Annotated in this window: 13 protein-coding genes and 4 pseudogenes; 9 read left to right on the top strand and 8 right to left on the bottom strand. The window is 59.3% G+C overall.

Features of this window, described 5'->3' with window-relative positions; translation table 11 throughout:
* Positions 1-14: 14 nt before the first annotated feature.
* Positions 15-1,790, top strand: coding sequence for a UvrD-helicase domain-containing protein (locus ACMXYJ_RS18685; protein WP_415756364.1), 1,776 nt, complete (start codon positions 15-17; stop codon positions 1,788-1,790).
* Positions 1,791-2,586: 796 nt separating this feature from the next.
* Here the strand turns inward: ACMXYJ_RS18685 and ACMXYJ_RS18680 are convergent.
* Positions 2,587-2,824 (bottom strand): annotated as a pseudogene (locus ACMXYJ_RS18680) (transposase domain-containing protein); the annotation flags it as partial.
* A gap of 143 nt (positions 2,825-2,967) precedes the next feature.
* Here ACMXYJ_RS18680 and ACMXYJ_RS18675 point away from each other — a divergent pair.
* Positions 2,968-3,564: a DJ-1/PfpI family protein gene (locus ACMXYJ_RS18675; RefSeq protein WP_415756363.1), complete on the top strand. Its 597-nt coding sequence runs from the start codon at positions 2,968-2,970 to the stop codon at positions 3,562-3,564.
* 396 nt (positions 3,565-3,960) lie between these two features.
* On the opposite strand, the gene ACMXYJ_RS18670 is transcribed toward ACMXYJ_RS18675, so the two are convergent.
* Positions 3,961-4,743 (bottom strand): CHAD domain-containing protein, encoded by a 783-nt coding sequence (locus ACMXYJ_RS18670; protein ID WP_415756362.1) that lies wholly within the window; start codon positions 4,741-4,743, stop codon positions 3,961-3,963.
* Between the two features lie 158 nt (positions 4,744-4,901).
* Here ACMXYJ_RS18670 and ACMXYJ_RS18665 point away from each other — a divergent pair.
* The 3 pseudogenes from ACMXYJ_RS18665 to ACMXYJ_RS18655 all read left to right on the top strand — a co-directional run.
* Positions 4,902-5,677: pseudogene (locus ACMXYJ_RS18665) on the top strand (ParA family protein).
* Positions 5,678-5,802: 125 nt separating this feature from the next.
* Positions 5,803-6,162: pseudogene (locus ACMXYJ_RS18660) on the top strand (arsenate reductase ArsC); the annotation flags it as partial.
* A pseudogene (locus ACMXYJ_RS18655) lies at positions 6,150-6,737 on the top strand (polyphosphate kinase 2); the annotation flags it as partial. The pseudogenes ACMXYJ_RS18660 and ACMXYJ_RS18655, both read left to right, overlap by 13 nt.
* Before the next feature lie 118 nt (positions 6,738-6,855).
* Here the strand turns inward: ACMXYJ_RS18655 and ACMXYJ_RS18650 are convergent.
* From ACMXYJ_RS18650 to ACMXYJ_RS18630, 5 genes are all read right to left on the bottom strand, one after another.
* On the bottom strand, positions 6,856-9,954 hold the full coding sequence (locus ACMXYJ_RS18650) for an efflux RND transporter permease subunit (RefSeq protein WP_415756361.1): 3,099 nt from the start codon (positions 9,952-9,954) through the stop codon (positions 6,856-6,858).
* A complete protein-coding gene (locus tag ACMXYJ_RS18645) occupies positions 9,951-11,063 on the bottom strand; it encodes an efflux RND transporter periplasmic adaptor subunit (RefSeq protein WP_415756360.1) in 1,113 nt (370 codons plus the stop codon). The genes ACMXYJ_RS18650 and ACMXYJ_RS18645 overlap by 4 nt, the downstream gene beginning before the upstream one ends.
* A 29-nt stretch (positions 11,064-11,092) precedes the next feature.
* Positions 11,093-12,610 carry a TolC family protein gene (locus tag ACMXYJ_RS18640; RefSeq protein WP_415760759.1) on the bottom strand — a complete coding sequence of 506 codons (1,518 nt, stop codon included), beginning with the start codon at positions 12,608-12,610 and terminating at the stop codon, positions 11,093-11,095.
* 117 nt (positions 12,611-12,727) lie between these two features.
* Positions 12,728-12,943, bottom strand: coding sequence for a hypothetical protein (locus ACMXYJ_RS18635; RefSeq protein ID WP_415756359.1), 216 nt, complete (start codon positions 12,941-12,943; stop codon positions 12,728-12,730).
* 231 nt (positions 12,944-13,174) lie between these two features.
* Positions 13,175-16,072, bottom strand: a complete 2,898-nt coding sequence (locus ACMXYJ_RS18630) for an AAA family ATPase (RefSeq protein WP_415756358.1) — start codon at positions 16,070-16,072, stop codon at positions 13,175-13,177.
* A gap of 307 nt (positions 16,073-16,379) precedes the next feature.
* Here ACMXYJ_RS18630 and ACMXYJ_RS18625 point away from each other — a divergent pair, with 307 nt between their 5' ends.
* Together ACMXYJ_RS18625 and ACMXYJ_RS18620 are read left to right on the top strand one after the other, a co-directional pair.
* Positions 16,380-18,038 carry a bifunctional 3-(3-hydroxy-phenyl)propionate/3-hydroxycinnamic acid hydroxylase gene (locus ACMXYJ_RS18625; protein ID WP_415756357.1) on the top strand — a complete coding sequence of 553 codons (1,659 nt, stop codon included), beginning with the start codon at positions 16,380-16,382 and terminating at the stop codon, positions 18,036-18,038.
* 2 nt (positions 18,039-18,040) lie between these two features.
* Complete coding sequence (locus ACMXYJ_RS18620) at positions 18,041-18,688, top strand: TetR/AcrR family transcriptional regulator (protein ID WP_415756356.1); 648 nt, start codon at positions 18,041-18,043, stop codon at positions 18,686-18,688.
* Positions 18,689-18,692: 4 nt separating this feature from the next.
* On the opposite strand, the gene ACMXYJ_RS18615 is transcribed toward ACMXYJ_RS18620, so the two are convergent.
* Complete coding sequence (locus tag ACMXYJ_RS18615) at positions 18,693-19,931, bottom strand: NADH:flavin oxidoreductase/NADH oxidase family protein (RefSeq protein WP_415756355.1); 1,239 nt, start codon at positions 19,929-19,931, stop codon at positions 18,693-18,695.
* Positions 19,932-20,158: 227 nt separating this feature from the next.
* Here ACMXYJ_RS18615 and ACMXYJ_RS18610 point away from each other — a divergent pair, with 227 nt between their 5' ends.
* Both ACMXYJ_RS18610 and ACMXYJ_RS18605 read left to right on the top strand, forming a co-directional pair.
* Positions 20,159-20,773, top strand: a complete 615-nt coding sequence (locus ACMXYJ_RS18610; protein WP_415756354.1) for a TetR/AcrR family transcriptional regulator — start codon at positions 20,159-20,161, stop codon at positions 20,771-20,773.
* A gap of 87 nt (positions 20,774-20,860) precedes the next feature.
* The gene (locus ACMXYJ_RS18605; RefSeq protein WP_415756353.1) at positions 20,861-21,952 is read left to right on the top strand and encodes a VOC family protein; all 1,092 of its coding nucleotides are present in this window, start codon (positions 20,861-20,863) and stop codon (positions 21,950-21,952) included.
* Positions 21,953-22,045 lie beyond the last annotated feature (93 nt).

Below are 22,045 nucleotides of genomic sequence, written 5' to 3'. Positions count from 1 at the left end.
AGGGTGATCCCCCAATGAACTTCACCCAGGAGCAGTTGGATTATCTCGCCTCACCGCTCGACAGGCACGTTTACCTCAAGGCCTGCCCGGGCAGCGGAAAGACGGAAGTGGTTGCCGCGATGGTGGCCAGAATCGTCCAAGAATGGTCTCGTTCACCATCAGGCATCGCAGTGCTGACGTTCTCCAACAGTGCCACGGACGAACTCAGGAACAGGGTTCATAGGTACCTGGGGGAGCCGATCGGCAAACCTCATCTAATCGCTACGTTCGACAGCTTTGTGCTGAACCGGCTGGTGGCGAGCATTGCCAGTGAGATGACGGGATATACCGGCAGGGAAGGTGACTTTCGCATTCGGATTCTGGACAAAGCAGCGAACATCTATCGCACGCGAAATAGCATTTGCGATCGTTGGATCTCTGCGTGCAAATACGACTACGACCTTGGAACGACCAAGTTCGTATTTTCCACTGGCGAACGCGGCCTCGATAAGCAACTGAACGCCGAAACCCTTAATCAGGATACCTTCAAAGATCTCATTGCCACTAAGAAGCGGCTGTGGCGAGGAGGTTTTGCCACCTTTGGTGACATCGACATGCTTGCCCTGAAGGCATTCAAGGATAGGAAATTCGACCCCTATTTTTCGCGGATCGCGCGCCGGTTTCCTCTGGTCATCGTGGACGAATGCCAGGATCTCTCTGCAGAGCAACTACGAATCGTGGAGCATCTCGCACGGTTCGGTATGGCGTTCCATTTCGTGGGTGATCTTAACCAGTCAATCTATGGCTTTCGCAAGTCGAACCCCGAGAATGTCACCGACCTCATGGTCAAGCTAAAATTCGACCCGTATGAGCTCAAGGCGAACTGGCGGAGTGGACAGGTCATAGTCGATCTGTGTACCAACATCCTTGGCGGCGAACGGATCAGGGGCAATGCAGATATTGCTTCCCTGCAACCACGGATACTCGAATATGACGTGTGCCCCTCTGAGCTGCTGCCTACAATTCGCACCATGACACAGGGGTACACCAAAGTGGTACTGGTGGCCCGGGGTCATACGACCCTGCAGCGTTTGCGTAATGGTGAGACCTTCGAAGGCATCGAACTATTGGCAGTCGCGTGCATCAGCGCCAGCACAGGTAACCTCAAGGACATCAAGCAAAGCCTGAGGACGTTTGCAAAGTGGCTGGCCGACAAACTCGAGCTGCAGGTCACCAAGGTCGGCCCCTATTGCCCCATTGTCATGGAGTCCAAGCTTGTTTGGCGGAAGTTCCTCCATGAAAGCCTGAAATTTATGGTCGCCAATGGTGCAGGCAAGTCCGATCAGACCTGGTCTGCTTGGGTGCGCACTGCAAAGCTGGCGATCCGACGGCTCCCGAATCAACCTTTCGTACCTGTGGAGTTACTGGAGGAGCTGGATGTCCTGAAAGACTTGAACCTTGTGGCTCGCAAAGGGCAGGGTGATAAGCCAGTCTCCGTGCGAGTGTTGAGCCAAGAGGTACTGGAGGGGCCACCAGACACGTTGCGCTACGAAACTATTCACCAGGTGAAGGGCGAAACTCACGATGTCACTGTGGTGGTTTCGTCCCAACAGCCCGGGCCGCACCAGTCTCATTGGCAAGACTGGTTGCGAGATCGCGGATCGGAAGCCGCAAGGTTCGCTTATGTGGCGAGTTCCAGGCCCCAGCATATGCTGATTTGGGCGGTAAAAAAGCTCAAAGAAGAGGATCGACCTGTACTGGCGCAATTGGGGTTTGAAGTACCGCCCCCCCCCCCCGATAACCGTCCCTAAACGAGCACGTATGAAGAAGACGTAAAGAATAGATGGATTTTCTATCCCCCACTGGCCACTCAACAACGCAACGCAGAGAAGGAAGCCGAAGATCGCTTGCAGGAATCTCGTCGCAGATATGAAGAACAACAGCGGGCGATACGTCAGTCTGATGATTAACACTGGGTGAAGTTAGCTATTTCCCAGAGCCCTGCTTTCTCTTTGGCGGGCGCAATTTGTCAAAGTTTCGTAAGCGTCCGGCCAAGTCATCTAGGTATACGGATTATGCCCGTTGAGCCGCGTCGACTGGATCAAACTCATGATCGCTGCAGCCCGTTTTCCGCTGCGTAGCGATCCGGTGAAGAGCCAGTTCTTGCCGCTAACAGCCCTCTGAACCGGGGGCTGAGGGATGATCGGGGGGGAATCTAGGTGATCCAGGTGACAGCAGGATTGACATAGCGATTATGGATTGACTAATGTTCATCTGCGCCTAGGCGTGAACCACGGGGTGGTTACAGGGATCTTCGGATCGCACCCCGCTTCTGATGAAAATCAGATGGCCCAGTGCCAGGTAACAGCGTCCTGCCCCGTCGTACGCATGCAATCGACGGCTGAGAATCCCGCCTAGAGCGGGATTCGTCGTTTCTGGTCCTTCAACTATCCGGAAGTAAATATCGAAATTTCTGGCATGTAAATGTCCAAAACTGTGTAACCCCTTCCGGTTTTGGATATTTACTTCCAACACGTCGCTGTGTGAAATCTGCATAAGCGTCCGGCAGACACACCGTAAGCGTCTGCCGAAGTCACCTTGCGTAAGCTAGGCAGGCATCCACTGATGCGGCAGCAGATGCCCGATCTCACTGGCGCGCTGCATCGGCAGCCGCGTCAGCACATCTTTGAGATAGGCATACGGATCATGCCCGTTCATGCGCGCCGATTGGATCAAGCTCATGATCGCCGCCGCCTGTTTGCCGGTACGTAGCGAGCCGGCAAATAACCAGTTCGAGCCCAAGTGCCCACGGTCGGATCTGGTTTTCGACTGGGTTATTGTCGATCCATTGAGGACGCTCTCAAGAGTGGTGCCAAATGGCTGCGAAGCCGCTACAGATAAGCGAAATGTATCCATTACAATTTTTTGAATGTATTGGTTGTTCGATTTTAATATGGGCTTCACGCTTTTTCTGGCACTAGGCGCACCATGCATATCGCCATCCTTACCTTCGAAGGGTTCAACGAACTCGATTCGCTCATTTCTTTCGGCATCCTCAACCGGGTTCAAAAGCCTGGCTGGCGAGTATCTATCGCCAGCCCCACAGATAAGGTGCTATCGATGAACGGCCTGAAGATCGAGGCGCAGGCGTCCTTAGAGGATGCCTGCGGCGCGGATGCGGTGCTGGTGGGTAGTGGGAGATTGACTCGGGACGTCGTCGCGGACGACGCACTGATGTCTCGACTGAAACTAGACCCAGGTCGCCAACTCTTGGGGGCCCAGTGCTCGGGCACGCTCATACTTGCAAAGCTCGGCTTGCTAGATGACGTTCCGGCTTGCACGGATCTTATCACCAAGCCATGGGTTGAAGAGGCCGGCGTGGCGGTGCTCAATCAGCCGTTTGTGGCTAAGGGCAATGTCGCAACCGCTGGCGGCTGCCTATCGTCGCAGTATCTGGCTGCTTGGTTCATCTCTCGTTTAGCAGGTGTAGAGGCTGCACGCAGTGCTCTTCACTATGTAGCCCCAGTGGGGGAGAAGGACGTTTACATAACGCGGGCAATGGCGAACATTTCGCGGTTTCTTTAAGGCGAGCAGCGGCTGCTAATGGTTGTTGGAAACGGTGATGGTCAATGCTCAGCCTCGTCGAGCAATCAGGTCGCGTATGCAGACTGGCCTTATCAACGACCGCTGACGAGATGTTTACCTAGCCACAGGGTTTCCAGCATCCAGGACAAAAGTATGAGAGGCAGCCTCTATCCGCTCTTCGAGTTGGGCAATGTAGGTTTTAGCGTCCTCTAGGCTGGGGAACGAAACTGCCGTTTCGCCTAGCCAAACTTTGCAACCGCTTCCTTGCTCATTTGTTTCAATCGCGATTTTCATCTGCAACCCCTTTGCTGTTGAGGTGGCGGAGGGTAGCGCATTTTTTAGATGATTCAAAATGTATAAGGGGCTCTATATCAAGCATTTCAAGGCGATTTGATATCAGTTTTTAGACTTCGCCAGGTCATTCTCCAGGTGATCAAGCAGTGACGCTAATTTCAGCTCGGCATCAGCCAACGCCTGTTCTGACGCGACTTTCCAGTACGGTGCGATTTCGAGCAAATCAGGTTCCGCCTCGGCCCGCAGGCACCATTGATGATGATCGTGCCATGAGCCGAGCGACGCTTGTACCGACTTCAATTGATCCCTGGATTTTGCCTTGAGCGGTGACAGCGTTGGAAACGCCTCGGAGAGGTATCTCGCGTTTTTCACGATGATCCTCAGCTCGTGCCGATCAAAATGCTTGTCCCGAAGTCCGGCGATCAGTTGAGTGATTCTTTTCTTCAGGGCTTTCTCTATCTGTCTTTTGATATCAACCAGTTCGCCGGCTCGCTCGGCTGCCCTGAATATCTCTGGCCATCGATCCAGTTCGGCAAATAGTTTGTCGAGCACTGAGCTGGCAGCGATCTTCCGATACTGCTCTGTCAGGGTTGCGCTTCGGCTGATTGCTTGGCGCGGGTACCCCATCTTCCGAAGCTCATCAACGATGACCTCCAGATCCCTCGTGGGAGTCGTCGCTCTGCCAACCTCAGCGGCGGCCTGATTCAATTCGATAATCTCCGGCATCTTGCGCAGCGGTCGCAAAAGGCTTCGTATTTTCCGTACTGCAATCCTCAGATCATGCAGCGCTTCGCTGTCACTGTTGGCTTGCAGCCGAGCGCGCGAGTGATAGAGGGAGACCTCCAGGGAAATGATCTGAGCCACAAAATCGTCGACAAAAGACATCATCGTCCTCGCTTGTGAGTGGGTTCGCAGAGCGTAGCAGAGCTAATGTTCGTTGCAGCCATTGCGCACGGGCACTGCAATATAAAATTCATCAAGTTGCCGCTGTGGATTCTCAGGAAATCGATAGACTGAAATCCTTTGCCGCGGGAATGGTGTTGATGCGTCGTGTTGTTTTCAATCAAAAAGGTGGGGTAGGCAAGTCGAGTATTGTGTGTGTAACCTGGCTGCTGCAAGCGCAATGGAAGGCTACCGGACACTCGTTGTCGACTTGGATGCCCAGGCCAACTCTACGTATTACCTCACCGGCCTGACCGGGGATGACATTCCGGTGGGCATTGCGGATTTTTTCAAGCAAACGCTGTCTTCTGGGCCGGCAGCCAAAAAAAGCCGCGCTCATATCGTTGAGACACCCTACGACAATCTTCACCTCATCACTGCCAGCGGCGAACTTGCGGATTTGCAGCCCAAGCTGGAAGCCAAGTTCAAGATAAACAAGCTGCGCCGGCTGCTGGACGATATTTCCCAGGATTACGACCGGGTTTACATCGATACGCCTCCAGCGATGAACTTCTATACGTTCAGTGCACTCATCGCAGCGGATGCGGTTTTGATTCCATTTGATTGCGATACCTTCGCTCGTCAGGCGTTGTACCAGGTGCTGGCACAGGTGGCAGAACTTCAGGGGGACCATAATGAGTCATTGGTCGTTGAAGGGATTGTCATCAATCACTACGTCAGCACCACTGGCTTTCACCGCAATCTGGTCGAAGAGCTCATCGCGGAAGGGCTGCCGATTCTTCCGGTGTATCCCGGCAGTTCGGTGAAGATGCGTGAATCGCATGAGCGCTGCCAACCTTTGATTCACCTCGACCGGCATCACAAGCTGACAGGCCAGTTTGTTGATCTCTTGCACCTGCTGGAGGAGGCAGACTGAATCGGCACGGGCACTGAAAAATTTGGAAATAGTGCATTCCATCGACTTGAGGTCGGGCGATCAAAAACGCTGCTTAACTAAGCATTGGCATTTTTCAGATCAACTGTCCAAGCGGGGTGAAAGGAATGGCTGACAAATTCCGGGTGCTGTTTGTCTGCGCTAAAAACGATGTCCGTTCCTTGCTGGCCGAAGCGCTGCTTCGCCACACTGATTCTTCACACTTTGAAGCTTTCAGTGCTGGCCTCGAACCCGGCGAGGTTGATCCTCGCACCCTGGAGTCTCTCGAACACATAGGCATAGAGAGCAATGGCTTGCGTAGCAAATCGATCGGTGAATTTGAAGGACAGCAGTTCCACTACGTCATCACACTGTGTGATAAGTCTTCCGAAGAAGCCTCACGAATACCGTCTTCCGATGAAGCGATCATGTGGAGTTTTGAAGACCCGACGACCAGTGAGAAACATGAACCTTTGCCGCGTTGCCTGCACCCAATGACCGCGAACGTACTCAGTGGTACTTCCAGCGCTACGTCTCACACCTGCCGGCAGCGGGTGAGATCGTGCTCTTCGACCGTAGTTGGTACAATCGCGCAGGCGTCGAACAGGTGATCGGTTTTTGCAACGCCGATCAGTACGAAGAGTTCTTCCGCACTGTGCCAGAGTTCGAAAGAATGCTTGCACGCTCCGGCATTCAGCTAATCAAATATTGGTTCTCCATTTCCGACCAGGAACAGCACCTGCGCTTTCTCAGTCGCATTCACGACCCGCTCAAGCAGTGGAAACTCAGCCCAATGGATCTGGAGTCCCGTCGGCGCTGGGAAGCCTATACCAAGGCCAAGGAAGTAATGCTGGAACGCACCCACATCGCCGAAGCGCCATGGTGGGTGGTGCAAGCCGATGATAAGAAGAAAGCAAGACTTAACTGCATCCACCACCTGCTCGGGCAGATGCCCTATGAAGAAGTAGAGTTACCGGTGATCGAACTACCGCAACGCGTAAGACAGGAGGATTACTCCCGCAGTCCGACGCCACCGGAACTCATCGTTCCTCAAGTCTATTAAAGAGAGGCTGGAGCGAGGCGCCCTTCGATTGGAGAGCAGCATTCGAAGCCGGATAGCCTGAACGACCGCCTCGCAAGCCTTCTAATTGCGGTGAAATCGGGGCACAGTGCCCCGGCATTTATAAGTCAGAAGCGAACGTGGCGTCCCCCTGTAACTGATGAGCGTCAGCGGTCGTCTGGCGACCCACCTTGAACCATGCGGCGTACAATGCAGGGACGAAGAAAATCGTTAGCAGCGTCGCCACCGTAAGACCGCCCATGATCGCAATTGCCATCGGCCCCCAAAACACACTGCGCGTCAGCGGGATCATTGCAAGTACGGTCGCCAGCGCCGTCAGCATCACCGGACGGGCCCGGTGTATGGCGGCATCCAGCACAGCATTCCACGGGTCGCGCCCTTCAGTGATTTCGATCTGCACTTGATCGATCAGGATCACTGCGTTGCGCATGATCATGCCACCCAGTGCGATGATGCCCAGGATTGCAACGAAGCCCAGCGGCGACTGGAACACCAGCAGCGCCGGCACCACACCGATCAGGCCCAGCGGTGCAGTCAGCACGACCATCCACATGCGGGAGAAGTTCTGCAGTTGCAGCATGAGCAACAGCAGGATGGTGATCATCATCAGCGGGGCCACCGCGATCAGCGCCTTGTTGGCCTTATCACTTTCCTCGACGGCTCCGCCCGTGTCGATGCGGTAGCCCGAGGGCATCTTCGCTTCGATGTCCTTGAGCAACGGCTGGATCTCCTGAGTCACCGATACACCTTGTTCGCCATCCTTCACGTCGGCACGCACCGTGATTGCCATATCGCGGTTGCGGCGCCAAAGCACTGGCTCTTCCAGTTCAGAGCGCACCTGTGCGACTTGCGACAGTGGCACAACAGTTCCCTGGCGTGTGTAGAGGTTGATGTCTTTCAGTGTGTCGAGGCTCAACCGCTCAGCGGGCACGGCACGGGCGACGATGTCGATCAGTTCCTCGTGCTCACGCAGTTGCGACACGGTTGCGCCGTTCATCACAGTCTGGGTTGCCAGCGACACGTCGGACGGCGTGAGGCCGAGCGCGCTTGCCTTGTCTTGATCAAGCTCGACCTTCAGCGTGCGCACCGGGTCGTTCCAGTCGAGCTGGAGGTCGCGCACCTTCGGGTTGGACGCAATCACGTTCTCCACCTCTCGAGCGATCTGCCGCACCTTCTGGGTATCAGGCCCGACGACGCGGAACTGCACCGGGTAGCCGACAGGTGGCCCCAACTCGAGCCGGGTCACGCGCACCCACGCCTGGGGGAATTGTTGGTCCGCCGAGGCCACCAGCCGCGCACGTACCCGCTCGCGTGCATCCAGGTCCTTGGTCATCACAACGAACTGGGCAAATCCCGGGTTCGGCAGCTCGGGGTTGAGCGAGAGATAGAAGCGTGGCGCACCGGCGCCGGTGTAGGCGGTATAGAAACGCACGTCCTCGTCCTTCGCCAGGATCTCCTCCATGTGCTTGACCTGCTCGGTCGTCGCTGCGAACGAGGAGCCTTCCTTGACGCGCAGGTCTATGACCAGTTCCGGACGCGAGCTGTTGGGGAAGAATTGCTGCGGCACCAGCTTGATACAGGCCAGAGCAAGTACCAGAGCAGCAACCGTCGCACCGATGACCACCCAGCGACGCTCGATGGCGGAGTCGATCAGGCGGCGCAGGCTGCGGTAGAACTTCGTATCGTGCGGATCACCGTGCTGGTGGGTGCCCAAGTCGTTGGGCAGCATCTTGACCGCCAGGTACGGCGTGAAAATACCGGAACAGATCCACGAGAACAGCACCGCGGCGCCAACGATCCAGAAAATGCCACCCGCGTATTCGCCGGTGGTGGACTTCGAGAGGCCGATCGGCAGGAAGCCTACGACCGTGATGAGTGCGCCGGTCAGGCGCGGCATCGCGGTGGACTGATAGGAGAAGGCGGCCGCCTTCACGCGGTCCATACCGGTTTCCATCTTCGCCACCATCATCTCGATGGCGATGATGGCGTCATCCACCAACAGTCCCAACGCGATAATCAGTGAGCCGAGCGAAATACGCTCGAGGTTCCAGCCCATCGCCAGCATCACCAGTGCCACGCCGCCCAGCACCAGCGGCACCGTGGCCGCGACCACGAGGCCGGCGCGCCAGCCCAGGCTGGCCAGGCTCACCGCGATCACGATGATCAACGCCTCGGCCAGCGCGCGGCCGAAGTCCAGGATTGCATCCCTCACTGTGGTGGGTTGGTCGGCCACGAGTTCCAGTTCCACGCCGTGCGGCAGCTCGGACTGGATCTTGGCGACCGCCGCGTCCATCGCCTTGCCAAGGTCCACGATGTTGCCGTCGCTGGTCATCGTGATGCCGAGCATCAGCACGGGCTGGCCGTTGTGGCGGACCGTGTAGGTGGGCGGATCTTCGAATCCACGTGTAACGGTCGCAATGTCGCCGAGCTTGATCTGCCGGCCGCTCGCAGAGATGGGCACATTGCGGATCGCGTCTTCACTGGCGAACTGGCCGCTCACGCGCACCATGACGCGGTCGCCGCGGGTGTCGATCTGGCCCGCCGGCACCATGGCGTTCTGGCTCTTGAGGCTTTCGGCAATGGTCAGCGGTGTAATGCCCAGCGCGGCCAAGCGCTCGTGCGAGAACTCGACGTAGACACGCTCGGCCTGCTTGCCGATGAGATCGATCTTCTTGACCATCGGCACTTTCAGCATCTGGCGCTTGATGTCCTCGGCCGCGTGCGACAGGTCGGCCTGACCGACGCCGTCGCCCTTGATGGCGTACATCAGGCCATACACGTCGCCGTACTCGTCGTTCAGGATCGGGCCGATCACGCCGTCAGGCATCTCGAGGCTCAGGTCGTTGAGTTTCTTGCGCGCCTGGTACCAGGCTTCGCGCTGGTCAGCCTTGGAAGTGCCGCCGCGTACGGTGAGCGTCATGCCTGCGTAGCCTTGCCGCGCGTAGGTGACCACCTTCTCGAAGTTGTCGATCTGCTCGAATTTCTTCTCCATGCGGTTTAGGACCTGGTCCTGCAACTGCTGGGCAGTGGCGCCCGGCCAGATGACCATGGCGGTCATGGACGGCACGGAAAAGTTCGGATCCTCGAGCTGGCCGAGCCGGGTGAAGCTGAAGGCGCCAGCCACCGCGACAATGAGGAGCATGAACAGAACGATGGCGCGATGGCGCAGCGCCCAGTCGGTGAGGTTGAAGTTGTTCATCGGGCGGCCTGCTGCGTGGTATTGGCGTCAACGATCGCCGCACCGGAGAGCGCGACCTTCAATCCGGACGTCATCTTCTGGACGCCGGCGGTGACGACCAATGCGCCAGCCTGCGGCCCGGAGACGAGCACTTCGTCGTTGCGATAGCCCCAAACGGTCACATGCTCCAGATCGACGATGCCTACCGGATCCTTGCCAGAGGGCGTGACCACCCACAGCGCCGGTTGACCGCCGCTCTGCGTCAACGCAGTGGCTGGCACTGCCGCCACAGAGACACTTGTCATGACTCGCTCGGCCATCACCGTGGCGGTGGCGCCCAGCGGCAACGCCTGGACCGGCTTGAGCCGCGCGCGATAGGTGCGCGTCTGCGCTGCAGCCTGCGGCGACAGCTCGCGCAGCGTGACATCGAAGACCTCGCTCGGCGCACTGGCCAGCGACGCCTTGAAACGCGCGTCCTTGAATACGGCCAGTTGATTCTCGGGCACATCGATGACGATCTCGGACTCATCCGGATTCGCGATCGAGACAACCGCTTGACCCTCCGGCACAACCTGCCCGGCCTCAAAGCGCACAGCCGTGACGACGCCGCTGCGCGAGGCGCGCAACGCGGTGTACTTGAGTCGGTTGCGCGCGAGTTCGAGCTTGCGTGCCTCGGCCTCGGCAGTTGCATGCGCGGTTTGCGCATTGGTCTGCGCGCGCTCGGCGTCGGCCGCACTGACCGAACCGTCAGCCTTCAGTGCGGTCAGACGCTGGCGGTCCGAGTCGGCCTGGCGTGTCTGCTCGACGGCAACTGTCCACTGTTGTCGCGACGCTTCTTCGGCGAGGCGGTAGTCGCTGTCATCCAGTACCGCCAGTATGTCGCCTTCGCGCACAAACTGGCCGACATCGACCTTGCGCTGGGCGATCTTGCCGCCCACGCGGAAGGCTTGGTCTACTTCGTGCCGCGACTGCACGGTACCCACGTAGCGATTGATGTCGCGAGCGTTGTCGTAGCTGATTTCAGCTGTGCGCACCGGTCGGGGGGCCTGCACCGCTGGCTGGTCCGGGCTGCACGCGCAAAGCATGACGGCTACGGCCAGAGCGCCGGCCGCAGTAAGGGAGGTTTTCAAGGCGGTTCCTCTAGTAAAACGGCAGATTTTTAAGAAAGGGGTGGCAGGTCGGCTTTGGTGGCCGCGGTGGGGGGAGCGGGTTGTTCGAACACCTGCCAGCCCCCGCCCAGTGCCTTATAGAGCTGCACGCTATCGATCAGCAGGCGGGTGTTGCTTTCGTTGGAATTCAAGCGTGCCGCCAGGCGCGCGCGCTGCGAATCCAGCAGTGGCAACAGGTCGATCTGCCCGCGGTTATAGAGCGACTGGGCGCGGTTCTGTGCAGCCTCGGCGGACGCGGCGGCCAATTGCAGCGACCCGGCGCGGCGCCGCTCTTGCGCCAGCGTGACGAGGGCGTTCTCTACATCTTCGAGCGCCCGCACGATGCCGTCTTCGGCGCGCAGCAGCGCCTCTTTTTGAGCACTTTCGGCCGCATCGTTGATTGCTTGCGTGCGCCCGGCGTTAAAGAGCGGCATCGCCAGCAAACCCGCCACGTTAGTGAAGCGTGCAACGCCGAGATCGGCGCCGTTCAGGCTCAAGCCCTGACGGCCGAAGGAGGCGTCGAGGAACAGCCGCGGAAACCACTCGGCCGCGGCCTGCTTGCGGCGCGCATTGGCTGCATCGAGCTGCGCCATCAACGCCAGCACGTCAGGTCGACGTTGCAGCAGCTCTGCGGGCTGGCCTGGCTTGGCCTCGGGCACCACTCCCACATCGCTGATCGAAGACTGGATGTTCGCGGTATTGAAGGACTGGTCGGCAATCAGCACCGCAATACGATGGCGCGACACAGCCACCTGTGTTTCCAGCGGCGGAATCTGCGCCCGCGCCGACAAGGCGTCGGTCTGCGCGCGTTCGACGTCGAAGGCCGAGGCCAGCCCCGCCTGCTGGCGAGCGACAACCAGACGCAGCGTCTCGTCCTGCATCGCTGAGATGGCGCGCAGTGTCGCGACCTGGCGTTGCGCGCCGAGCAGTGTGAAGTAATTGCTGACGACGTCGCTCATCACCAGCAGGCGTACGCCGCGCATGCTGTGCTCCGCGGCCAGCGCATCGGCGTCGGCCGCCGCTGCGCCGGCGCGCAGGCGGCCGCTCAGGTCGAGCTCCCACGAGACGTCCAGCCCCGCACTGGTGGTCTTGGTATCCGGATAACCCTGTTTCGTGGCGGAGCTGTAGCCGCTGCTGCGATCGCTGCCGGAGGCGGATGCGCCGACACTCGGGAACAGCCATGAACGGCTGACCGTTTCGCCAGCACGCGCGGCGTGCAGGCGCTCGGCGGCAATCTTGACGTCGCGATTCTCGCGCGCGGCTCGGCGCACCAGATCCGTCAACACCGGGTCGTGGTAAACCTCCCACCATGCCGCCTCGGGTTCCATTTCGGAGGCCGTGCTCGCGGCGAAGTTGCTCGGTAGGTCTACCGACGGCGTCAGCACCTCCGTGGAGCAACCGGTCAGGATGAGGGCGATGGACGCGGCGAGCGCCGCACCCTTTACGACACCGATTACGCGTTCGGCATGTTGCAGGGGCGTCTGCCCGGTGTTGCGGGTCAACAGGTGGAAGTTTGGAAGTCGCGGCATCGGATTGGGCTCGTGCAAATTCGAGGTGGCATCAGCGTAGGGCCCGGTGTGCGTGAAGTCGTCAGCGAAGGGTCGCCGTTCGGTCGCCATATCGAGCACTCGTTTGTGGTGAAGGCGTCACTCGCCGTCGGCATCGGCCGTGTGCTCGCCGGCTGTCAACGCGAGGTCCAAGGCAATCGACTCCAAAAGCTCTTCGGCGGAGGAAAACTCGCGCTGTCGCCCGGTGACCAGGTTTTCGAGGCGGCCCACCAGGGCCCCCGGCGCGGTGTCGCTGCGCAGCTTCACTACGTAAGAGCGGCGGCTCGGATATTTGGATTCAGGGTTCAGGATCATCGCAGACCAGGGGGCAAGAAAGTTCGACGACAGCGTAGGTCGTCCCCCTGAGCGAGTCGTAAGCAAAAGGTCAGATTTCAGTCGGGACAGCACCGTAGGTTAAGGTCGTGAACACCGCTACCCCTGTGGGAGCGAGCTTGCTCGATGACGGCGGCACATCCAGCATCGATATTGGCTGACCCACCGCTGTCGCGAGCAAGCTCGCTCCCCCAGGTTTTCGCCCTTAACTCTTCAAGTTGACTGTGCAGCGTGAGTCAACGAGCGCGCACGTTTCGCCAGCTCGGTTCCGTCAGTTTCCGGCAACTGGTCAATCAGCGTGGCCAATGCCAGATGGTCGTCGACCGTAGCGTCAGGGTACTCGCACAGTTCGACCAGCGCTTGCAGCTCCAGCCACGATGCTTCCTGGGCGCGAGCTTCTTCAACCGCGCGCCGCACCGCAGCGATGCTGGCGTCGGGCTGCCCTTGTGCTCGCGAAATCGCTGCCTCCAGCAGCAACAGCTGCGGCAGGTAGACGCGCTCGCCCAGTTCCTCGCCCACCCGATATACTTCCTGCAACTCGATTTGCGCTGCGTTGCAATCACCTGCGAGCAGCAGCGCCTCGGTGGCGTAGCCGAGCACCTCGCTGGCACCGGAACGCATTCCAAGCCCGGTGTGTTCTTCATAGGCCTCGCGGATGCGACGGTAGCCATCAAGCGGTGCACCGTTGCGCGCGTCGGCCCAGCCGCGCCACCAGCGGCAAGCCGTACGCCCGAGTGCGAGCGAATATTTATCGACCAGCGCCTGCATGTCATCGGCCAGCGCGGCTACACGTACGTGATTTCCCATCCGCACCTCGATCAGCACCTCCTGCCAGGCGGCGACCAGCCAGGTCATGGGTTGACGCAACGCCTGCGCGCGTGCCCGCGCCTGCTGCATGTGGGCTCGGGCTTGCTCAACCAGACCTGACCGCAGGAGTTCTATAGCCAGCATGCCGTGAAGCATGACCTGAGGATCAGCCGCAAAAACCTCGTTCGTCCCGATGTCCAGTGGCTCGGCGATTGCGAGGGCGCGTTCCAGCCAGCGGCGAGTCGTTTTCGTGCGTCCCTGGAGGTGATGCACCTCGCCCTGGACGATGCACGCCGCCAGCATGAGCTCTTGATCATTTGCCTCGCAGGAGAGGGCCTCGGCACGCTCCGCCACTTCGAGCGCCAACGCATAGTCGCCGCGCAGACCAAGCAGATAGCCGAATCCATGCAGCAGGCGACCGCGCATGGGGTGCTCGGGGATATCCGCCAGCAGCCTGTAGGCACGTTCGAAGCTGCTCTTGGCTTCACTGCCGACACCGAACATGTGGAAAGCCGAAACCCCCTGCAGCGTTGCCAGGGTAATTTCGAGCGCATTGCGCTCCGTCCCTTCGGGAGCCTGCATCAACAGGACCAAGGCGCGCTCAGTGAGGCCAATGCACAAGTCCGGGCTGAAGTGCAGCAGCGCGGCTTCCGCGGCCTCGGCGTAGTAACGCAGCGCAATCATCGGCTGCCGGGCGCGGTCGAAGTGCATTGCCAGCTCCGAGGCAGCAACCGGCACGCCGGTCGTGCGTTCGCGTTCGAGGGCAGCGCCGACCTGGCGATGGAGTTGGGTGCGCAATGAGCGCGGCGTGCGGTCGTACAGCACCTGGCGGAAGAGCGCGTGTCGGAAAGAGTGGGGTGGCTCTAGCGTCTCTTCAACTTCAGTGGACCGTGATTGTATGAGCCATACCTGTTCGCTTATCAGCTCTTCACAGGCGTGTGCCACCGAAGCGAGCTCGCGCTCGAGGGCCAGCGAAACCGTCTCGATGCGGAATTCAACCCCGCACACCGCTGCAGCCGAAAGGAGGGTGCGTTGCTCCGGACCTAGCCTGGCGATGTAGTGATCGATGATGGCTGCGAGGTTTTCGGGCACCGCCAGATCCGCAAGCCGAGCCTCGATGGTGGTTCTGTCGTCCTTTGGATCCATCACTTCACTGGTGATCGACGAAACGAACAATGGCACACCGTCGGTCCGTGAGTGCAGGGCGCGCACGAAGGCTTCATCGCGTGCCAGCGAAGTCGAGCGCAGCGCCACATACTCAGCGACCTCGGTTTCCGAAAACGGGTCGAGCACCACTTCTTCGCATAGACGTTGCAGGCGCAGTTCGTGGCGCAACGAGCTGAGGGGATGATCGAGCGCAACCACTTCGGCGAGGCGGAAGCTCGACAGCCACATCAACCGCGTGCGGCCGCGTCGCCGTGCTACATAGTTGATGAGCTGGACCGTCGCCCGATCGCTCCAATGCAGGTCTTCGGTCACCAGCATCAGCGGGCGCTGCTCTGTGTAACGGTCCAGCAATTCGCCCATTTCCCTCAGCATGCGATCCGGGCCGACGCCGGCAAGCTCGCTCCGCAACGCATCTTTCTCCTGCGGGGTACTCAGCCAAGGGAGTTGCAGCAGCCAGGTCGGTGCCACGGCGCGCATCAGCGCCGGCAAGGTTGGGTCGCTGCGGCACAGATCGGCCAACGCTTCGAGCACCGGCAGGTATGGCTCGCCGGCGCCGTAGTGCTCCACGCAATGGCCGCGTGCGCAGGCGATATCGCCAAGGCCTGCAAGGAAATGTTCGATCAACATCGTCTTGCCAATTCCCGGCTCGCCGGCGAGCCAGACCACTGAGCGCTGGCCGCCATTCGCCTGCTCCCAGGCCCGTTGCAGCCTGGCGACCTCGTCGGTGCGACCGATGAATGACGATGACAGAGGTGTGTCGGCCGCTGTAGCCGTCGCGGGTGCAGGCGCTATCGAACGTGTGGAGGAGGGCGGGGCGATGAAGCGATAGCCGCGCCGTGACACCGTCTCGATGAAACGAGGATGCCTGGGATCGTCGCCCAGTACCTTGCGCAGATCGCTAATGGCCGTCTTCAGGACCGAATCGCTGACGAACCGATGCCCCCACACGGCATCAAGCAAGGCGTCCTTGGTCACCAGCGATCCTGGCTGGCGTGCCAGCGCGCATAACAACGTGAAGGGCGTCGGCGCCAATGCCACCGCTTGCCCATTGCGCGACAAACAGGCGTTGGACTCATCGAGCTCGAACTCGACGAAGCAGAGCAAGACTGGGTTGGGATGGGGCTGCGGACGTGCCACGGTTGATTCCTAAAGACTAGACAGAGTGTGCGCCGCGATCTTCACGAGGCCGTCTTCAGCTATGCCTCCAATGACAACGCTGATCAGCGCTGAAGCCAAGCGTCGCCGGTCGGAAACTGGCACACGCGCAAACTCCGTTCACGTCGCGCAATTCGGCTCGCCCCTTGACCCGGCGCGGCTTGAGCATGATCTCAAAGATTAATGACAAAAACATCAATATTGAAATATCTCTCAATATTGAATACCTTGATCTTGCCTGACGATGAGACCTCGCGTCTCACGACTTCAATCACAACAAGGGCCCGAGATGAACAACAACAAGAAAGTTTGCGAATTGCCTCCCGCCGCCGTCGACGTGCTGGTTATCGGTTATGGTCCGGTAGGTGCGACCATCGCTGCGCTGCTCGGCCGCTATGGGGTCACGACCCTGGTACTGGACAAGGTCCATGACGTCGTACTGATGCCGCGCGCCATTGCTCTGGACAACGAGGCGCTGCGCATCCTGCAACAGGCCGGTTTGTCGGAAGACGCTTTCGAGAAGATCGTTATCCCTGAAGTGAGGATGCACTCCCCGGTACTCGGGCAGTTTGGTCGAGCCAATACCGAGGGGTGCGTCGACGGCCATCCGAAACTCGTGACGTTCTATCAACCCGACCTCGAGCACGCGATGCGCGGCCAGGTTTCCCGGCTTAAAACCGTCACCAGCCTGGGTGGCTTCGAGCTTGAGAGCCTGGTCGAAGTGTCGGATTGCGTCTTCGCCTCCGTACGGGATGAAAATGGGCAGTCGCATTCCATTCGTGCCCAGTACCTGATCGGAGCGGATGGCGCCAGCTCCAGGGTCAGAGGGCTGATTGGCCAGGAATTCGAAGGACAGACCTATGCGGAGGATTGGCTGATTGTCGATGTCAAGAACCGGCATAAGTCAGCGATCGATCACATCGAGTTCCTCTGTGATCCGCGGCGCCCGACGCCGCACATGCCGGCACCCGGCGGCAGGGAGCGTTGGGAGTTCATGCTGCAACCCGGTGAGTCCCGGGAAGAGCTGGAAAGCCCGGAAAGCATAGCCCGGCTGATCGCGCCATGGATCAACCCGCAGGAGCTGGAAATCGAACGCAAGGCGGTGTATCGATTCCACGCGCGGTGCTGCAACAGATTCAGCAAGGGGCGCGTCTTTCTCGCCGGTGACGCAGCGCACATCACGCCTCCTTTTGTCGGGCAGGGGCTCGTTGCGGGGCTTCGAGATGGCGCCAACCTTGCCTGGAAACTGGCTTGGGTCCTTCGCGGCCATGCCGCGCCTGCAATACTCGAAACCTATGACGTAGAGCGTCGCCCCCATGCCCGGGCGATGATCAATCTGGCGAAACTCATGGGCCGCCTGGTGATGCCCAAGAACAAGATCGGTGCTTTCTTTGTCCACGGCCTGATGCGCACGCTGGCGTTGACGCCTACTACCAGGAGGTACTTCGAACAGTTGGACATCAAGCCGAAGAACACCTTCAAAAACGGCCTGTTCGTGCAGCATTGCCGTGGCGACAAACTGGTATGCGGCAGCCTGTTTCCCCAGGCCTGGACTCGCAACCTGCAAAAGCAGATCAAACTGAGCGACGATGCGCTTGGAGATAGTCTGACCCTGGTTGGATTCGGTGTTGACCCGTTGTCACTGCTGACCCCTGATCAGATCGTTTCCTGGGAAAAAATGGGCGGCCACTTTTTAGAGATCAGAGCACGCGGTCAACGCTCCCGCGGCAGTTGTGACTTCATCGAAGACATGAACCATGAGATCCTGCCGCTGGCTGCCAAGGGAACGCTCGTCGCGGTTCGCCCCGACCGTATCATCATGCACCACGCCCCTGGCTCAGAGGCCGACAGCCTTCTTCGAGACTGCAGGAACCTGCTAGCTAGCGAAGGTGCTACTGCGGACAGCGTTTCCATTACCATCAACGAGCCCATTCGATTGCGAGCTTGATCATGCATTCCCCCACACTTCCTTTAGAAGCTGATGCGCCAGAACCTCTTACGAGAGGTCACAAGAAGCGTGAGCGCACCCGCCGCGGCCTGGTGGACGCGGCATTGCGCCTTATCGCACGCAAGGAAGTGGGGGAGATCGCACTGCTCGAGGTCGCTGCGGAAGCCGCGGTATCCAACGGCACCATCTACAACTATTTTCGAACTCGCGACGAAGTACTGGAGGCGGTGGGCATCGCCATGGCCGCAGAGTTCTCCGATGCCATTTACGCCATGAGCAGGGATGTGCACTGCGGCGCACAGCGTCTTTCGATCGGTGTGCGCATGTTTGTGTGCCGGGCCGCAGCCGACCACCAATGGGCGAATGCGCTGCTGCGCATCATCCATTTCGACCAGGCCATGCGCTCGCGTCTGGCTGACCATGTACTGGGCGATCTGCGTGAGGGGCTGCGTGCGGGCACGTTTGCTTACGCGGACGAAGGGGTCGCCCTGGATATAGTCCTGTCATGCACAACCGGAGCAATGCGCTCGGTTGTCGAGGGGCGTGCAGTGGCGGAGCACGATCTGCGGGTTGCCGAAATGATCCTCCAGGCTCTGGGCGTCACACCTGCCAGAGCCAGGAAAATCGCCGGCAAGCCGCTACCGGCCTGATCCTCTACCTGGCTTGATCAATCCATTGCCGATAGCTCTTCGCCTGGCGACGAGCCTTCAGTTGATTACCGATCAATGCCATGAGTGGCGAGGTCCCGGGTTTTGTCCGTTTACCTTGACTCAGCAAGCCGAGCTGCTTCTTGATCACCGAGGCCACTGCCAGCGATGCCAGCGTCTTGTTCTTCCAGCTGACGACGATGGGCTCCACTCTGACGTCCCGACCTGCCATCCACTGCCTCGGCAGGGCGGGTTCGATTGCCAGCGCAGTGGCAAGTCCGACCATCGACACCGAGCCGCTCACCACTCTCTCCGCAACCTCCTTTCTGCGCACGCCGCCGGTGACCATCAGCGGCATGCGCGCTATTTCTCCTATTTTCTCCGCGAATTCGAGAAAGTAGGCCTCTCGAGCCAGGCTGCTGCCATCGCGGGTCTGCCCCTGCATGGCCGGGCTTTCGTAGCTGCCACCTGACAACTCGACCAGGTCGACCGCTTTGGCGTTAAGCATTTCCACTACGCGAGCCGCATCCGCTGCATCGAAACCGCCGCGCTGAAAGTCCGCGGAGTTGAGCTTCACAGCGACGCAAAAGATCGGTGCCACTCGCTGGCGAATTGCGTCGATGGTTTTCAGTAGAATCTGCGCACGGTTTTCGAGGCTACCGCCCCAGCGGTCATCACGCCGATTGGTCAGGGGCGAAAGGAATTGGCTGAACAGGTAGCCATGCGCGGCATGAATCTCCACGCCGGTGAATCCGGCACGCTCGGCCAGCACCGCCGCTTGGGTATAGCGCCCGATGAGCTCTTCGATCTCCTGCTCCTCCAAAGCCCTGGGCGGCACAAACGCTTTTGAAAGGCCGGGGATATCGACCGCCACTGCGGAGGGGCCTCTTGCCGATTGCCCCAGCGAAGCCAATAGCTGCCGTCCGGGATGATTGATTTGCATCCAGGCCTGGGCCCCATGGCTGCGGCAAGCATCGGCCCACAGCTTGAATTTGCCCAGGTTCCGATCATCCTCAAGCACGACGCCAGCGGGTCCGGTCAAGGCGTGACGGTCAACCATGACGTTGCCAGTGATGATCAGACCGGCACCACCCTCCGCCCAACTCCGATAGAGAATGACCAGCGTTTCCCCTGGAGCGTGATCCTCATTGGCAAGGTTCTCCTCCATGGCAGCCTTGGCGATCCGGTTTGGAATCACCGTGCCGTTGGGCAATCGAAGCGGTTTGAAGAGATTTGAGCCGGTCATGTTCTGTCCTTCAGCTTATAAAAAGTCGCCAACACAATTGAACATGCGTGTTCAACTATGTCAATACGAGGGGCTTTTGTTGATCCGGCTGCCTCGATTCTAGTACTGGGATTATTTGGTTTTGCGTCGGTTTTCAGACAGAAAAACCGACATGCTAAAAAATATGGTTGACGTGAAATGAACACGAGTGTTCAATCGGTCCATAAGGTAATCCTGGAGAGAGAACCGTGGAATCCCTGAATCCAACACAGCGCCGCATCCATCAAGCTGCCTTTCGCCTGTTCGCCGAGAGAGGCACCTCGCAAGTGAACATCCTCGACCTCGCGCAAGAGGCGGGCGTGGCGCGCGGAACGGTCTATAGCAACATCGACAGCATGGAAAGCCTGTTCGAGGCGGTCGCCAGTCATCTCGCGAGGGAGATGCATGAGCGTGTCAACAAGAGCTTCAATTCCCTCACGGATCCGGCAAATCGCCTTGCCAATGGCATTCGATTCTTCATTCGTCGAGCTCATGAAGACTCCCAGTGGGGCGCGTTCATCCATAAGTTCGCCATGAGCAATTCTGCGTTGCGCGAAATGTTCAGCAGCCAGGCGACGAAGGATCTTCTGAGCGGGCTTGCCACTGGGCGCTACACGTTTGCGCAGGAGCAATTGCTCTCGGTACTGACGTTGATATCGAGTAGCACCCTGGGCTCGATTTTCCTGGTACTGGAAGGTCACAAAACGTGGCGCGAGTCGGGCTCTGATACCGCCGAACTGGTATTGCGCGCATTGGGTGTGCCGCCAGAGGAGGCTCGTGCGTTGGCGACCCAAGAGTTGCCGGCATTGCCATCTCTCGACTGAGTTCGTAACTGATTTGACTGGATAAACCCCTGATTTTTTCGAGGGGTTCGGGACAGCTTCGCCCTAAAAACCCGGAAAACAAAAACAATGAACAACAAAAACGAATTGCACCGGTTGGCGACACCACACCCCGCGCGGCATCCGCAGCCGACGGTGAAGGCTCAGGATCTGACTCACCTGATCTTCCAGCGGCCGGACTTGAATGAGGCAGCGCGCTTCCTGACTGACTTCGGCCTGACGGTCAGTCGGCAGGAGGCCGACACGCTCTATCTGCGGGCCACCGACGCCACTGCCTATTGTTACCGTGTCCAACGGGCCGAACATGCACGTTTCATCGGGTTCGGACTTGCGGTGCAGTCCCTGGACGAACTGGAAAAACTCACTCGAATCCCGGGTGCGTCATCGGTCGAGAAATCGGAACATCCCGGTAAAGGGTATTGCGTCAGACTGACGGATCCTTCCGGTTTCATTGTGGAGGCCGTTTGCGACCAGACCCCGGGCAAGCCTCTGGCGCATAGAGCTCCGTTGCACTGGAATCTGGCGCACGAGCAACCACGAATCAACGCCACGCAGCGCCCGCCGACCACTCCCCCTGAAGTGCTCAAACTGGGTCACATCGTCATTGAAGTGGCCGACTATCAAGCGACCTGTGCCTGGTATACGCAGCATTTCGGGTTTATTCCCAGCGATGTGCAGGTACTCCCCGACGGCACGCCTATCGTCACTTTCATGCGCCTTGATCTCGGTGACACTCCCGCGGATCACCATACGCTCGCGATTGCGCAAGGGTTCATGGCCACCTACAGCCATAGCGCCTATGAAGTTGTCGATGCAGACGCCGTGGGCATGGGGCAGCGCGTCCTGCGGGAGCGGGGTTGGGAACACTCATGGGGCATCGGCCGGCACATTCTGGGCAGTCAGATCTTCGATTACTGGCAAGACCCTTGGGGCGACAAGCACGAGCATTACTGCGACGGCGATATTTTCACGGCCACCCGGCCTACGGGCATTCATCCGGTGAGCCCCGAGGCAATGGCGCAGTGGGGGCAGCGCATGCCCAAGAGTTTTACCAAACCCAAGTTGTCCCTGACCAATGTTCTGCTGCTGATCCGCAACCTGCGACGCAGCCCGGACCTGACCATCCGAAAGTTGGTAACACTCATGCGGATGTTCGGGTAGAGCTGCCGCCATGTCGGACAACTCAACCCGGTTTGGCCGGCGGGACGTGCTTAAAGCCGGCGCTTTGATTGCTGGCGGTGCGTGGGTCTACAC

Origin of the sequence: Pseudomonas arabinosi (assembly GCF_047758675.1) — a bacterium.
Taxonomy (GTDB): domain Bacteria; phylum Pseudomonadota; class Gammaproteobacteria; order Pseudomonadales; family Pseudomonadaceae; genus Aquipseudomonas; species Aquipseudomonas arabinosi.
This window is presented reverse-complemented; position numbering and strand designations above follow the sequence as displayed.

Coding starts and splice junctions, on each gene's coding strand:
- ACMXYJ_RS18625 (WP_415756357.1), top strand. CDS start 16,380: ATGAACAACAACAAGAAAGTTTGCGAATTGCCTCCCGCCGCCGTCGAC.
- ACMXYJ_RS18650 (WP_415756361.1), bottom strand. CDS start 9,954: ATGAACAACTTCAACCTCACCGACTGGGCGCTGCGCCATCGCGCCATC.
- ACMXYJ_RS18685 (WP_415756364.1), top strand. CDS start 15: ATGAACTTCACCCAGGAGCAGTTGGATTATCTCGCCTCACCGCTCGAC.
- ACMXYJ_RS18615 (WP_415756355.1), bottom strand. CDS start 19,931: ATGACCGGCTCAAATCTCTTCAAACCGCTTCGATTGCCCAACGGCACG.
- ACMXYJ_RS18675 (WP_415756363.1), top strand. CDS start 2,968: ATGCATATCGCCATCCTTACCTTCGAAGGGTTCAACGAACTCGATTCG.
- ACMXYJ_RS18620 (WP_415756356.1), top strand. CDS start 18,041: ATGCATTCCCCCACACTTCCTTTAGAAGCTGATGCGCCAGAACCTCTT.
- ACMXYJ_RS18635 (WP_415756359.1), bottom strand. CDS start 12,943: ATGATCCTGAACCCTGAATCCAAATATCCGAGCCGCCGCTCTTACGTA.
- ACMXYJ_RS18670 (WP_415756362.1), bottom strand. CDS start 4,743: ATGTCTTTTGTCGACGATTTTGTGGCTCAGATCATTTCCCTGGAGGTC.
- ACMXYJ_RS18640 (WP_415760759.1), bottom strand. CDS start 12,610: ATGCCGCGACTTCCAAACTTCCACCTGTTGACCCGCAACACCGGGCAG.
- ACMXYJ_RS18605 (WP_415756353.1), top strand. CDS start 20,861: ATGAACAACAAAAACGAATTGCACCGGTTGGCGACACCACACCCCGCG.